Origin of the sequence: Shewanella sp. BJSY2023SW007 (assembly GCF_047314525.1) — a bacterium.
GTDB classification, from domain to species: Bacteria; Pseudomonadota; Gammaproteobacteria; order Enterobacterales; family Shewanellaceae; genus Shewanella; species Shewanella chilikensis.
In genome coordinates this window covers 15,450-28,551 of sequence record NZ_JBKORL010000106.1, presented here as the reverse complement: position 1 = coordinate 28,551, position 13,102 = coordinate 15,450, and the positions used below count along the sequence as shown (strand labels likewise).

Sequence of the window (13,102 nt, the reverse complement as noted above, 5' to 3'; positions counted from 1 at the left end):
TGTTGGGCTTGTATATCTCAGACACTGAAGGTGCACATCAGTGGCTAAGTATACTAACCGATCTTCATAGTCGCGGAATTAAAGACATCCTGATTGCCTGTGTCGATGGCCTTAAAGGCTTCCCTGAAGCCATTGAAACCATTTACCCACATACAGAGGTGCAGTCATGCATCATTCATCAAATTCGTAACTCAATGAAATACGTAGCGTCTAAAAACCAGAAGGCGTTTATGGCTGATTTAAAGTGTGTCTATAAAGCCACAACCCTCAATGCAGCTGAGATGGCGCTGGACGAGCTGGAAGCCAAATGGGGCGACAAATATCCTGTGGTCATCAAGTCCTGGCGCAACAAGTGGGCGCTGTTATCGACCTATTTTAAGTACCCGGAATACGTGCGTAAGGCTATCTACACCACGAACGCGGTTGAGGCCGTACATCGTCAGTTTCGTAAACTGACGAAAACCAAGGGTGGTTTTGCCAACGAGAACAGTTTACTCAAACTGCTCTACGCCGGTATATTGAAGGCTCAGGAGCGGTGGTCACACCCGATTCAAAACTGGAATTTAACGCTATCTCAGCTGTCCATCCATTTTGAAGGACGACTGGATGCTCACATCGATCTGTGATTTTTAACGTGACACAGAATTTTGAACACCCTCTGTTATCTGCCTGGATAATTTAGCAGTAGGCAGGCACAGGTTTTATTGGCGAGAAGGCTGTAGTAAGAAAGGATAGAGGAAAAGGCCAAAGGCATTATTGAAGCGATAGCCCTTGGCCCTAAGTTTTACAAGTGCAGTTCAACACAGATAGCTGCGCCGCTTTGCCTGTGCAGGATTAATCTGTGATTAACTCGAGTTGCATCAATAGCATATCTTCGCCGTCTATGACCCGGGTATCCTGGCTGTGGCAGTGGGGGCAGATGACGGTGCGCTCCTCTGGGGTACTTTGCTGCCGGCACTGATTGCAGGAGAGCGTCAGCGGCGCTATGTCGATATCGAGCACGGCTTGGTGGCAGACACTGTGCTCACGAAAGGTGTTGAAGGCGGTGCGAACCAACTCAGGTTCGACGCCGCTCATGGCACCTATCTTGATGGCGACCCGGGCAATGCCCTTGGCGCCGTGCTCGGCGGCGAGTTGCTGGCACTGCTCCATCAGGGCACTGACGATAGAGTACTCGTGCATCAACAGATCCTCGGCAACAGCTCGCCCTGTGGCAGATCCAAATAACGGCGACTGCCCCAGGCCGATTCCAGTACCACTTTACCCGGATGTTGTTCGCCTACATCGCCTATGATGCAGGCCTGGTCGCAATGACCGAAGCGGCGCATGATTTCGACCGCGCCTTCGGCGAGTTCGCGGGGCAGGGCGACGACAAAGCTGCCTTCGTTGGCGAGATCCCAGGGCTCAAAACCGTAGAGTTCACAGACGCCGCGCACCTCATCACAGACGGGAATGGCGGTTTCTTTGAGGGTAATGCCCTTGTTTGAGGCCTTGGCCCACTCGTTGAGCACAGCCGACAAGCCGCCGCGGGTAGCATCACGCATGGCGTGGATCTCCAGATTGGCGGCGATCAGTTGCTCCACCACATTCCAGAGCACGGCGCAGTCGGAGCTGAGTTCAGACTCCAGCTCCAGCCCTTCACGGGCACTCAGGATGGCGGCGCCGTGACGGCCTATGTCCCGCGAAAGCAAGATGGCATCGCCGCTTTTGAGCGCATGAGCCGAAATGCCAGGCTTGAGAATGCGGCCTACCCCTGAGGTATTGATGAAAATGCCATCGGCGCAGCCTTTGGGCACTACCTTGGTATCGCCGCAGACGATGCGGGCTCCGCATTGAGACAGGGCATCGGCCATGCTGGCGACTATCTGTTTCAGACGGCTGATTTCAAAGCCTTCCTCTATGATAAAACCACAGCTTAAATATTGCGGCTCGGCGCCCATCATAGCTAAGTCGTTGACTGTGCCGGCAATGGCCAGCTTGCCGATGTCGCCGCCTTTGAAGAACAGCGGCGCCACGGTAAATGAGTCTGTGGTAAAGGCGCAATCGCCGCCAAGATGCAGACAGGCGGCGTCTTCTTCGCGTCTGAGAATGGGGTTGTCGAAGGCATCGAAAAACAGCTTGTTGATAAGCTCGGCCATTTCCCGGCCACCGCCGCCATGGCTCAGTTGTACTCGTTTATCGGACATCAGTTTACTCCGGCATATCTGTAATAGGCATTGCAGGCGCCTTCAGAGCTGACCATGCAACTGCCGAGCGGTGTTTGCGGGGTGCAGCCGCGGCCAAATACTTTGCAATCCTTGGGATTGGCCATGCCGCGCAGAATATCGCCGCATTGGCAGGCCTTGTGATCGTCTATCTGTTTCACCGGCAAGCGTTCGGCAAAGCGGCGTTCGGCATCTCTGTGACTGTATTCGGGTTTTAGCATCAGTGCCGAGTCGGCAATGGGTCCAAGGCCGCGCCAACGAAAACTGGGGCGTACCTTAAAAAATTGCGCTACCTTTTGCTGCGCCAATAGATTGCCCTGTTCGCTGACGGCGCGTTGATACTGGTTTTCCAGTTCACAGAGGCCGCTGACTTTCTGTTTGACCAGCGCGAGAATGGATTGCATGACATCAACCGGCTCGAAGCCCGAGACCACCACAGGGGTGTGATAACGTTCTACCGCCGGGCGATAGATGCGGGCGCCACTGATAACGCTGACGTGGGCCGGGCCGATAAAGGCGTTGACCTTGGTCTCGGGGTGGCTCATTACCGCATCTATTGCCGGTGGTACCAGCACATGGTTGATATGAAACAAGAGGTTACTAATGCCCTTGGCTTCGGCTTGCTCCAGCAGTACCGCCGTCATCGGCGTGGAGGTTTCAAAGCCGATGGCAAAATAGACTATGGTCTTGTCCGGGTTATCGGCGGCGATTTTCAGCGCATCGAGCGGGGCGTAGACGGCGCGGATATCATGGCCTTCGGCGCGCACCGAGGCGAGCGAGCCCTTGGAGCCGGGAACCCGGATCATATCGCCCAGGGTCACCAAGATCACATCATCGAGGCGGGCGAGGGCGGCGGCCTGATCTATCCGCTCCTTGGGCATGACACATACAGGGCAACCCGGGCCATGGATGAAATGGATATTTTCCGGCAGCAGCTGCAGCAGGCCATATTTCATTATGGTGTGGGTGTGGCCGCCGCAGACCTCCATGATATTGAGCGGCTCGGCCAGCTTGGGAGCCAGTGCGGCGATTTCCTCGGCCAGATTTCGGATAGTGGCCGGGCAGCGAAAGCCGTCGTACAGCTGCTTGAGTTCAAGCTCTGCCATCTTCCGCCTCCAGTTTGGCCGCTATCTCACGGTACAGCGCCAGACTCTCGGCGGCAGATTCGGCATCTATCTTGTTCATCACAAAGCCGATATGGATAAGCACATAGTCACCAATGGCAAGCGGTTCATCCAACAGATGACAGCTCACTGTGCGTTTAACCCCCAGGGTCTCCACGGTAACGCTCTGGCTTTCGGGGTGTAGCTCCACTACCTGGGATGGGATAGACAAACACATCAGCAGGCCTCCGAAGTGCGCTCGGCAAAGGCGGCGAGCTGCTTATCCAGCCACAGGGCGACCCGGGTCAAACTGGCGGGATCTTTGGTAGAGACTTCCAATACCTCGGCCTTGGGGTTGAGTTTACTCACCTGGGCGCGGGCCTCGGCGACATCAAAGTCAAAGTAGGGCAGCAGATCGCACTTGGTCAGCAGCACCAGATCGGCGCGGTGGAACATCACAGGATATTTTTCAATCTTGTCGTCGCCCTCGGGGATGGAAACCAGCACAATATTCATGTGGGTGCCCACATCATAACTGGCCGGGCACACTAGGTTGCCGACGTTCTCGACAAAGCAGATATCCATGTTGTCGAGCGCTTGCTGGTGCAGGGCACCGTGCACCATAAAGGCATCCAGGTGGCAGGCGCTGCCGGTTTGGATCTGAATCGCTTCTATGCCCTTGGCCTTGAGGCGGTCGGCATCCCGCGAGGTTTCCAGATCGCCCTCAATGACGCAGTATTTTTTGTCTGTATAGGCACCAAGATGCTCCAGCAGGCTGGTTTTGCCACTGCCGGGGCTACTCATGATATTGAAGGCCATCACCCCGTGGGATTCGAAGTGTTCACGGTTGTGCTGGGCTTCGATATCGTTTTTGTCGAGGATCTTGTGGATCACCGACAGTGTCTTGCTGTCGTTCAGCTGTGGGTTGGTGTGTGCTGTGCCATGGCTGTGAGAATGGCTGTGAGAGTGCTCATGGGAATGGTCATGAGAGTGATCGTGACTGTGATTGTGATCGTGTCCGTGAGAATGACCATGCTCGTGAGAATGATGCCCGCCGTTGCCCCTAGGCAGTGAACATCCGCAATCTTTACACATAATGAACTCCCTTTGGTTCCTTAATCTGAGCATGCGCCGCTTTGGCGGCAGATGCCTTGATATCAATCAGTAATTTCAACGTTCGGCCAGGCTCTGTGTGAGCCCGGGTTGATGTAATCCATACCAGAGCTGCCCGAGGGCGATACCGCCATCATTGACCGGCACCAGGCCGGGTTTCAAGCGGTGAAATTCAAGTCGGGCGAGTTCCCGGTGGCAGTATTCACTGAGAAGCCTACTTTGAAACACGCCGCCGCTCAGTACCAGCGGCAGCTCGTCTATTCCTTCGGCCTTGAGCCAGTTACGGGCCTTGAGCGCCGCGGTAATAATCCCTTTGCCTATGGCCTGAATAAAGGCCAGCGCCAGCAGTTCACTGTCCGGCTCGGTGCGCCAGGCTAGCAGCAGCGCCGAAAATAACGGCGCGCTTTGCCACTGCCCAAGCACCAGCTCGGCGCGAGTGTTAGTCGGCTCGAGCTCATGTTCAAGCTTCAGCTCTAAGCCAAGCTTCTCAACCCTTTGCTGTTTCCCGGCGGCAATAGCCCTGCGGGCAAGGGTTTCCAGGATAATCCCGGCTTGGCCTTCATATTGGCTGAGTCTCAAGTTCGCCAGCAGCGCGGCGGCGGCATCGAATAAACGGCCGATGGAATGGCTCTTGGGACCTATGCCACTGTTGGCGAGCTTGCCAAGGTTTGTCAGCTTGGCTGCAGGCTCGGCGGCAAAGACCGCCAATTGCTGCAACTCTTCAATGCCATGGTTTTGCAACAGCAAGCTATAGAGCAGGCGCCAAGGCTCGCGAATGGCCTGCTCGCCACCGAGCAGTGTCATCGGGCTCAGGGTTGCCAGGCGCTGAAAGCCCTGACAGTCTGCCAGCAGCAGTTCGCCGCCCCAGAGCTGGTTGTCATCTCCAAGCCCCGTGCCATCAAAGCTGAAGCCCAGCACCTTGCCGCTGTAATCATTTGCAGCCATCACCGCCAGCAGATGGGCGAAGTGGTGCTGCACCTCAAGCTGCCGAGCACTTTGACGCTCGGCCCAGCGGCTGGAGGCGTAGTCGGGGTGTTTATCGCGGATGATGGCCTCGGGCTCAAAGCGGTACAGGCGCTGGAAACTCTGCAAAGTGCGCTCGAAATAGCCCTCGGCCTCAACACTGAAAAGATCGCCTATATGGGGGCTGAGATAGAGCTGATTACCGATATTGAGCGCCAGGGTGTTTTTCTGTTGTGGGCCCACAGCCAGCAGTGACGGCAGCTTGTTGGAGCTGTTGTCTCCAGAGTCCTTATTCGCCAAGCTTTTGCTTGCTGTGTTCATGCTAACCAAGCTTTTACTTACTATGTTCATGCTCGCCAAGCTCTTGCTTACTATGTTCATGCTCGCCAAGCTCTTGCTTACTATGTTCATGCTCGCCAAGCTCTTGCTTATTATGTTCATGCTCGCCAAGCTCTTGCTTGGCAGGCTCAGCGGTGCATAACCGCGGGCGAGACGCAGTACTTGCAGTTCATCATCCAGCATCTGCACCACAGAGTCGTCACAGCCGTTGATGATGGGGCGGTTATGATCCAGTATTGCATCGACCACAGCCAGAGGTGGTTTGCCGAGTTGCTGCAGCACTTCGTCGCCGTCTGTGATAATCGGCTCGCCGGAGCGGTTGGCACTGGTGGCCACCAGCGGCCGCTGCAGGCCGTCGAGCAGCAGGGTATGCAGCGGCGTATAGGGCAGGAACAAACCCAGCCGATCGATATCCGGCGCTATGGCGCTGCTGAGTGCCGGAGCGTCAGCATGGTGTTGCTTCTTGGCCATAAGCACAATCGGCCGCTCCTGACTACTGAGCAGTTGCCACTCGGCGCTCGAGCCTTCGGCATATTGTTTGGCGAACTCGATTGAGGGCATCATCAGTGCCAGCGGCTTGGCCGGGCGGCACTTGCGGCGCCTAAGTTCAGTGACTGCGTCATGATTACCGGCATCGCAGATCAGATGAAAGCCCCCTAGGCCCTTAATGGCGAGGATTTTGCCCTGTTCGATAAGAGCAATGGTTTGCGCCAGCGCTTGCTCTCTCTTGGCGAGGATTTCGCCGCCTGCGCTACGCAGTGTCAGCTCGGGGCCACATTTGGGGCAACTGACCGGCTGGGCGTGATAGCGCCTGTCCATCGGGTCTTCATAGGCTTGGCGGCAGGCATCACAAAGGGCAAAGCCCGCCATGGCGGTATTGTGTCTGTCGTAGGGCAGGTTGCGGATAATGGTGTATCTGGGGCCGCAGTGGGTGCAGTTGGTGAAGGGGTAACCGAAGTGGCGATTGTTGGGATCGCGTATCTCGGCCAAGCAGGCATCGCAGCTGCTCTTGTCGCTGCCCACAGTGACTATGGCCGCCGCTTGCCCCGCACTGCTGTGCGCTATGGTGAAATCTTGCAAGTCCTGCACTTGGGCATGGCTGACGGTGAGCTCATCAATGCGGCACAGCGGCGGGCGCTCGGTATCGAGCGCGGCTCGAAAGCCCGCCAGCGCCATCTCCGGACCTTGCACCAATATGCTGACGCCCTGGCCATCGTTGAGCACATGGCCCGTGAGCTGAAAGCGTTTTGCCAACTGGAAAATCCAGGGGCGAAAACCCACTCCCTGGACTATGCCTTTGATATTGAAGCTTTGGGCAACAAGCGCTGTCATCAGCGCCTCCTTTGCCTGAGCCAAAGTGCGCCGCCGGCGAGTAGGGCGCCATCGAGATCGAGCAGCTGACTGGCTGCCAGCGGGAAGTTTTTGCCGATGCGAATGGCGATTCTCTTGCTCAGAACCGGGTTGGCCATGGCGCTGCCGGCCAGAAAGACACAATCTATACCAACGCTGAGATCCAGATGCTCGACCCAGTTGGCCAGGTAGTCGGCCAGTGAATCCTGGGCGGCGAAGCAGAGCTTGGCGGCATCTGTGTCACCGGCGAGGCGGAAACTCATGACAGTGCCCAGCGTTTTGCACCAGTTAAGGCCGCGCACCGCTTCGCCCTTGGCCAAGGGGTAATCGATTCGCGGTGCGTTGGCGCCCTTGTAACTCATGGCGGCGGCGATAAAGGCATCTTTAAGCTCAGTGGCCGACTGCCCCTGTTGCCCCAGCCCACTGATGATGGCGATAACGGCCCACAGCGCATCCAACCCTGGGAAGGCGGATGGCTGCTGACTGCCAAGATCCAGCAGGCGGTTATAACACTCGGGGAATTGGCTTTTGAATTTTTGCACCACAGTGCGCTGCGGGCTTTGTTCCAGTGCGTGTACTATCTCATAGCCGCTGGCGGGCAGTTGAGTCAGCTCAAAGAAGCACTCTTGTTTGCCGTCCTTATCCAGATAGCGTATCTGAGATGGATTTGAGCCGCTGAAATAGAGCAGTGCAGCTTTTTTTATACCGCAGAATTCGGCCAGCAGCGCGTTGAAGGCGCATTCGGCGCCGTGATCAGTGGCCACTTGCCAGATATTCGCGTCATTCTCCGTGGCGGCTCTCAATACAATTTGTGGCTCTTTTTTGTTGCCCAGGCTTTGAACGGTCGCCACTGATTTGCCGAACCTTGCCTCATCGTGCAGGGTTTCCGGCAAAGCATGGCCTGAGCTTGCCTTACTCAGCCGCGCCTGGTGAGTATAGAGCGGCAGATAGTGACCGGCTATCCAGCTTAGCTCTACACGGGAAGGCTGGGATAACTCGCTGGCAAACAGATAATCGCAGCCCTTGATACGCAAATACTCGCAGATGATCAACAGCAGTCTGCTATCGGCAAACGCCACTGAGTACAAGGGCTGTGTGAGCCTGGGGTGCTGCGAGCTGGGTCTTAACCGCAGCGCAGGTTTTTCCATCGAAGAAAGCGCCAGCACTTCGGCATCGGTCAACAGGAAGTGGGCGTTGAGGCTATTGGGATTGCAGCAGATAAGTGTTTGGCCGCTGGGAATGCCCTGAGGCATATCATCTTGTTTGAGACTCAGTTTTAGGCGCCGATTGCCGCTGTCGGTGAGCGTGAGCGATTTGCCCCCAAGCAGTTGCTCGGCCATGGCGCGGATATCGCTTGGTTGCAGGGCGCAGAGCTCCGGCTCGGCCAATACCGCCTCTTCGCCATGGCAGTGGGGGCAGGGCAAACGGATATTGGCAAAATCAGGGTGTTGGTTATCGCCCAAACGAGGCTGGCAGTGCTGACAAAACGCCAGGCTCGGCCGAGCGGCTACATTGGGAAGAAGGTCGGTTAAAGCCAGTGGTGTGGCGGCGCCGAGTCTTTCCTCGGCCAGTAAAATACGTGAGTCCAGTAAGCTGGTGCTCAAGAGAAAATCACCCGCAATCTCATCGGCGAGCTGCTCAAGCTCACTCTGGTTTCCCTCGGCTTCGAGAATATATCGCCAGAGGATCCTGGGCGCCTGATGATTGTGCTCAAGGGCGGCAGCAGCGCTTTGCTTGGCCGCAGATTTCAGCGGCAACAGGGCGATAGTGATATTCAGCTTATCGTAATTAAGATATTGGTTACATAAATGCCCATACCAAGGCTGCTGCGAGGCGCAGTCAAATTCGAATCTAACGAGTTTCATGGGATGTTTCCGGCAGTTTGTCTTCTTCATCGACCTTTGCTGCTACAGATAGCTTTGGGCGATAGGAGTGGGGAATAAGGGCTTCTATGTCTGTGTTACCGGTTTTTTGGCATTGCCAGCCAAGGTGCTGCAGATAGTTGATAAGCGTGGTTTCCATCAAGGGCACGGCGGCGGCAATTTGCGGTGTGAGCCCAAGGGTCATGGGTTCAATCACGGTTGGGGTGATGCCAAGCACCATGGTGTGGGGCCTGTCGCCAAGCATCTCCATCATGATCAGGGTTTGCAGCATTTCCACTTCATGGGCGCTGCCTTGCCAATCGATTTCAGGCGGAGCCTTATCGAAGTCGAAGAAATAGACTTCGCCGGGTTTGGCGCCTGCGGCATTGACTGTATCGACCAAAAGCAAAGCGTCGTACTTGGCGATGATGGGGGTAAGTCCCTGTGCCAGGGTGCCGCCGTCGAGGAGATCGAGCTGGTCGCTTGGGTGAGTAAATTGATAGTTTTCATTGAGGTAATTGACAAAATGTACGCCGATACCTTCATCGGCGTACAGGACATTGCCAATACCCAGCAGCAATATCTTCATCTGACCTCTAGTGCTTGTCCGGGTGATAGTCATAACCTGAGACAATAGAGTCCACTGAGTTATGTTTGAAGCGGATACCTGTCCAGACTGCCATATAAACGTGGATAACCACGAAGATGACAAAGGCCCAGGTCAGATAATGGTGCCAGATCCTGACCATGGCCAGGCCACCCATCTGCGCCGTGATCCAGCCGGAGATATCCCACAGCCAGCCGCCCATACCTTGATGGTAGACGTTGGCATAGAGTACCAGCCCGGTAATACAGATCACCGCAGCCATTACAGACACTGCCAGATACGTCATAAACTGCAGTGGGCCATAGACACCGGCCTTGTTCAGCTTACCCATCCACAGATAGGACTTGAGCTGAACTATCCAACTCTTCAAGCTCATCACATCCCTAAACGAGCGCCGCTCAATATCGCTCTTGCTGAAGAAGAACAGATAAGCGCGGGCCAGGGTAATGGCACAGAGGATAAAGCCGAAGATCAGGTGGGCAAAGCGGATCCAGCCTTGCACCAACACATCACTGGACTCGGGCGCTACCAGAAACGGCCAGGCGATATAAAAGCCTGTCATCACAAGTACCAAAATCGCCAGCGCTCTGAGCCAGTGAAATATCCGGATCGCGGCGCTGAATACTATCTCCTGTTTATAGGAAACACTCGATGTAGCCATGACGCTTCCTCCTTAGCGGGCATTGGGATCGATACGGAATTCGCCCAAGGATTGCCCCTTGTAATCCATCACGTGTACGGCACAGGCCATACAGGGATCGAAAGAGTGAATAATGCGGATCACTTCCAGTGGCTTGGCGGGATCTTCAAGCTTCAAGCCTATCAGTGATGCCTCATAAGGCCCCATCTGCCCCTTGGCGTCCACAGGCCCTGCGTTCCAGGTGGTGGGCACCACGGCCTGATAGTTCTCCACCAGTCCTCCCTTGATGCGGATCCAGTGACTGAGCATACCGCGCGGTGCTTCGAGCATGGCGTGGCCGACATATTCCTTGTTGCTGTCAAGTTCAGGCTTGATATAAGTGCTGTCATCACTCTGGATATTGGTCAGCAAGGCATCGAAGGTGCGTAACCCCTCTTTGGCCACTATCGAGGTTTGCAACATGCGTGCTGCGGTGCGGCCAAGGGTGGTGAACAGGGCTTCAATCGGTAAGCCGGTACGTTGCAGCAAACCATTGACGGCATCGACCACCACTTGATTGCCTCTGGCATAGTTCACTAGCATACAGGCAAGCGGGCCCACTTCCACAGGTTCACCCTGGTAGCGAGGCGATTTCACCCAACTGTATTTGTTGTCGCCATCCAAGGTTGGCAGTTTGCCGTAAACTGTGTCGCGCTCAACAAAGCCGGTGTAATCCGGAATTGTGGTGCCGTCGTAAGGGTGTTGCGGCTTATCGGCCTTATACCAGGCGTGGGTGACGTCTTCGGCAATCAGATCCGGGTTGATATCGCTGACACCGGCCAGGTCGCCCTTGAGGATAACCCCTTGCTCAAACAGATATTCACCATCAGCAGTGACAAAGTCGTTGGTGGCCATAAAGCTCTTGATGTTAACGCCGCCCAGTACCGAGGCTTCGCCGCCGAAGGCTTCGGCCGCCATTACGATATCGGCCTTGTAACCACGTTCAATAAAGTCGGCCACAATGGCATGTTTTTGTTTCCATTCCTGCAATCTAGCCGGGCTCAACATGTCACGCACCGAGGTCACACCGCCGACCACCAGAGACTGAGGGTGAGGCTGCTTGCCGCCGAAAATCGCCATCATCTCTGCCGCGACTCGTTGTACTTCCAATGCCTTAAGGTAGTGCGACAGGGCGATCAAGTTCTGCTCAGGGGTGAACTTATAGGTGCCGTTACCCCAATAGGCATTGGCGAAAGGTCCAAGTTTACCGGTTTCGACAAAGCCTTTGACTCTCTCTTGAACGGCTTTGAGCTCGCCTTCACCGGCGGCAATCGGCTTGTCAGTGTATTTGAGTGCTACCTGGGCAGCCTTGGCAGGATCGGCGCTGAGGGCTGAAACCACATCGACCCAGTCCAGACCATGCAGATGATAGAAATGTACTATATGGTCGTGCATGATCAGCGAAGTATGCATCAAGGAGCGCAGATAACGGGCGTTGAGCGGAATTTTCATCCCGAGGGCATTTTCCACCGCTTCGGTGCCGCAGCGATAGTGGGAATAGGTACACACCCCGCAGATCCGCTGCACGATAAGGCCCACATCCATAGGCGTACGGCCTTTGAGGATCACCTCAATACCGCGCCATAGGGTGGAGGAGGACCAGGCTTTTTGCACCACGTTGTTTTCATCGACTTCGACTTCAACACGCAGGTGGCCTTCGATACGGGTAATGGGATCTATGACTACACGTTGGTTCATTGATTAATCCTCCTTCGAACCGGCAAACAGACTGGCAACCGCATGGGCGCCGATACCCACCACAGTGGCACCGAGAATGACAGCGCCTATGGTATCGGCGGTAGCATCCAGGCCATGCAGCAGTTGTCTGCCAAGAGGTTTTTCAAAGTCAGCCATATCATCCCAGAAGTTGGGCTCGGAGCAGCCCATGCAGCCATGACCGGCCAGCACAGGCCAACTGGTATGGTGATTGAAGCGCTCGGTTGGGCAATTATTGTAGGTGTAAGGGCCCTTACAGCCTACCTTGTAGAGGCAGTAGCCTTCTTTGGCGCCGGTATCGCCGAATTCCTCGACAAATTCACCGGCGTCGAAACGGCCGCGACGCTCACAATTGTCGTGCACCCTGGCACCATAGGCCCATTTGGGCCGGTTGAACATGTCCAGGGCAGGGAGCTTGCCGAACATGATGAAGTACATCAGGGTGCCGACAATATTCTTTTCACTCGGTGGGCAGCCGCCCAGGTTGATGACTGTCTTGTTGACCACTTCATGGACACCCTTGGCACCGGTTGGGTTGGGCGCGGCGGCCTGAACCCCACCGAAGGCGGCGCAAGTACCCACGGAAATTATCGCGGCAGCGCCTTCGGCGGCATGCTTGACAATTTCGAGCCCTGTATGGCCCTTACAACCAACTGTTAAGAAGGCGCCATTATTGGCCGTTGGTACAGCCCCTTCAACCGCCAGCAGGTAGTTGCCTTTGTAGGCTTCCAGGGCGTGCTCCAGATTCTCTTCTGCTTGCCAGCCGGCGGCTGCCATCAGGGTCTCGTGGTATTCCAGTGAGATATGATCGAAGATCAACGAATCCAGATTCGGGGTATCGGCGCGCACCAGAGATTCGGAGCAACCTGTGCACTCGGCCAGGTGTAACCAGATCAGAGGTACCCGATCGGCCAGTTCAGCGGCTTCGGCCACCAGATTGGAGAAGGGCAAGGGCAGCGCCATCATGGCGGTAACCGAAGCACTCCACTTCATGAAATCACGGCGGGTCAGGCCGAGTTCCAGCATACGTTCCTGTAAAGATTTGTCATGACGGGCAGGCAGCTGGCGCAACTTCTCCAGCCGTTGCCGTCCTTGCTCGTAAAGGGCTGCATGTGTGTCCATGGTTGAACCTTTTATTTATAAGAATGTAATAGCTTTTAACTCAC

At 55.6% G+C, this 13,102-nt stretch carries 12 protein-coding genes; 1 reads left to right on the top strand and 11 read right to left on the bottom strand.

The features are described from left to right. Window positions 1–626 (top strand): IS256 family transposase (locus ACMHXE_RS19220; RefSeq protein WP_224868444.1); only part of this gene is annotated, 626 nt, incomplete at its 5' end. A 208-nt stretch (window positions 627–834) separates the two neighbouring features. Here ACMHXE_RS19220 and hypA read toward each other — a convergent pair. The 11 genes from hypA to hyaA all read right to left on the bottom strand — a co-directional run bounded on the left by hypA (window position 835) and on the right by hyaA (window position 13,058). Continuing rightward, complete coding sequence (gene hypA / locus ACMHXE_RS19215; protein WP_044734544.1) at window positions 835–1,182, bottom strand: hydrogenase maturation nickel metallochaperone HypA; 348 nt, start codon at window positions 1,180–1,182, stop codon at window positions 835–837. Then, window positions 1,182–2,186: a hydrogenase expression/formation protein HypE gene (gene hypE / locus ACMHXE_RS19210; protein WP_101056980.1), complete on the bottom strand. Its 1,005-nt coding sequence runs from the start codon at window positions 2,184–2,186 to the stop codon at window positions 1,182–1,184. Before hypE ends, hypA begins: the two co-directional genes overlap by 1 nt. Further along, window positions 2,186–3,310, bottom strand: coding sequence for a hydrogenase formation protein HypD (gene hypD / locus ACMHXE_RS19205; RefSeq protein WP_413733097.1), 1,125 nt, complete (start codon window positions 3,308–3,310; stop codon window positions 2,186–2,188). Before hypD ends, hypE begins: the two co-directional genes overlap by 1 nt. Then, on the bottom strand, window positions 3,297–3,545 hold the full coding sequence (locus ACMHXE_RS19200) for a HypC/HybG/HupF family hydrogenase formation chaperone (RefSeq protein WP_025010286.1): 249 nt from the start codon (window positions 3,543–3,545) through the stop codon (window positions 3,297–3,299). Before ACMHXE_RS19200 ends, hypD begins: the two co-directional genes overlap by 14 nt. Beyond that, window positions 3,545–4,402, bottom strand: a complete 858-nt coding sequence (gene hypB / locus ACMHXE_RS19195) for a hydrogenase nickel incorporation protein HypB (protein ID WP_413733095.1) — start codon at window positions 4,400–4,402, stop codon at window positions 3,545–3,547. The genes ACMHXE_RS19200 and hypB overlap by 1 nt, the downstream gene beginning before the upstream one ends. Before the next feature lie 75 nt (window positions 4,403–4,477). Continuing rightward, window positions 4,478–7,054, bottom strand: coding sequence for a carbamoyltransferase HypF (hypF, locus tag ACMHXE_RS19190; RefSeq protein ID WP_413733093.1), 2,577 nt, complete (start codon window positions 7,052–7,054; stop codon window positions 4,478–4,480). Beyond that, window positions 7,054–8,937 carry a NiFe hydrogenase gene (locus ACMHXE_RS19185; RefSeq protein WP_413733091.1) on the bottom strand — a complete coding sequence of 628 codons (1,884 nt, stop codon included), beginning with the start codon at window positions 8,935–8,937 and terminating at the stop codon, window positions 7,054–7,056. Before ACMHXE_RS19185 ends, hypF begins: the two co-directional genes overlap by 1 nt. Next, window positions 8,924–9,523, bottom strand: coding sequence for a HyaD/HybD family hydrogenase maturation endopeptidase (locus ACMHXE_RS19180; protein ID WP_025887315.1), 600 nt, complete (start codon window positions 9,521–9,523; stop codon window positions 8,924–8,926). The genes ACMHXE_RS19185 and ACMHXE_RS19180 overlap by 14 nt, the downstream gene beginning before the upstream one ends. Window positions 9,524–9,530: 7 nt before the next feature. Then, window positions 9,531–10,202, bottom strand: a complete 672-nt coding sequence (gene cybH / locus ACMHXE_RS19175; RefSeq protein ID WP_044734539.1) for a Ni/Fe-hydrogenase, b-type cytochrome subunit — start codon at window positions 10,200–10,202, stop codon at window positions 9,531–9,533. 12 nt (window positions 10,203–10,214) lie between these two features. Beyond that, the gene (hyaB, locus tag ACMHXE_RS19170; protein ID WP_224866555.1) at window positions 10,215–11,918 is read right to left on the bottom strand and encodes a nickel-dependent hydrogenase large subunit; all 1,704 of its coding nucleotides are present in this window, start codon (window positions 11,916–11,918) and stop codon (window positions 10,215–10,217) included. A gap of 3 nt (window positions 11,919–11,921) precedes the next feature. Then, a complete protein-coding gene (hyaA, locus tag ACMHXE_RS19165; protein ID WP_101056968.1) occupies window positions 11,922–13,058 on the bottom strand; it encodes a nickel-dependent hydrogenase small subunit in 1,137 nt (378 codons plus the stop codon). Between the last annotated feature and the right edge of the window lie 44 nt (window positions 13,059–13,102).

Excerpts from the sequence above, each read along its gene's own strand:
- ACMHXE_RS19200 (WP_025010286.1), bottom strand. The coding sequence starts at position 3,545 with ATGTGTTTGTCTATCCCATCCCAGGTAGTGGAGCTACACCCCGAAAGC.
- cybH (WP_044734539.1), bottom strand. The coding sequence starts at position 10,202 with ATGGCTACATCGAGTGTTTCCTATAAACAGGAGATAGTATTCAGCGCC.
- ACMHXE_RS19185 (WP_413733091.1), bottom strand. The coding sequence starts at position 8,937 with ATGAAACTCGTTAGATTCGAATTTGACTGCGCCTCGCAGCAGCCTTGG.
- hypF (WP_413733093.1), bottom strand. The coding sequence starts at position 7,054 with ATGACAGCGCTTGTTGCCCAAAGCTTCAATATCAAAGGCATAGTCCAG.
- hypB (WP_413733095.1), bottom strand. The coding sequence starts at position 4,402 with ATGTGTAAAGATTGCGGATGTTCACTGCCTAGGGGCAACGGCGGGCAT.
- hypA (WP_044734544.1), bottom strand. The coding sequence starts at position 1,182 with ATGCACGAGTACTCTATCGTCAGTGCCCTGATGGAGCAGTGCCAGCAA.
- hypD (WP_413733097.1), bottom strand. The coding sequence starts at position 3,310 with ATGGCAGAGCTTGAACTCAAGCAGCTGTACGACGGCTTTCGCTGCCCG.
- ACMHXE_RS19180 (WP_025887315.1), bottom strand. The coding sequence starts at position 9,523 with ATGAAGATATTGCTGCTGGGTATTGGCAATGTCCTGTACGCCGATGAA.
- hyaA (WP_101056968.1), bottom strand. The coding sequence starts at position 13,058 with ATGGACACACATGCAGCCCTTTACGAGCAAGGACGGCAACGGCTGGAG.
- hypE (WP_101056980.1), bottom strand. The coding sequence starts at position 2,186 with ATGTCCGATAAACGAGTACAACTGAGCCATGGCGGCGGTGGCCGGGAA.
- hyaB (WP_224866555.1), bottom strand. The coding sequence starts at position 11,918 with ATGAACCAACGTGTAGTCATAGATCCCATTACCCGTATCGAAGGCCAC.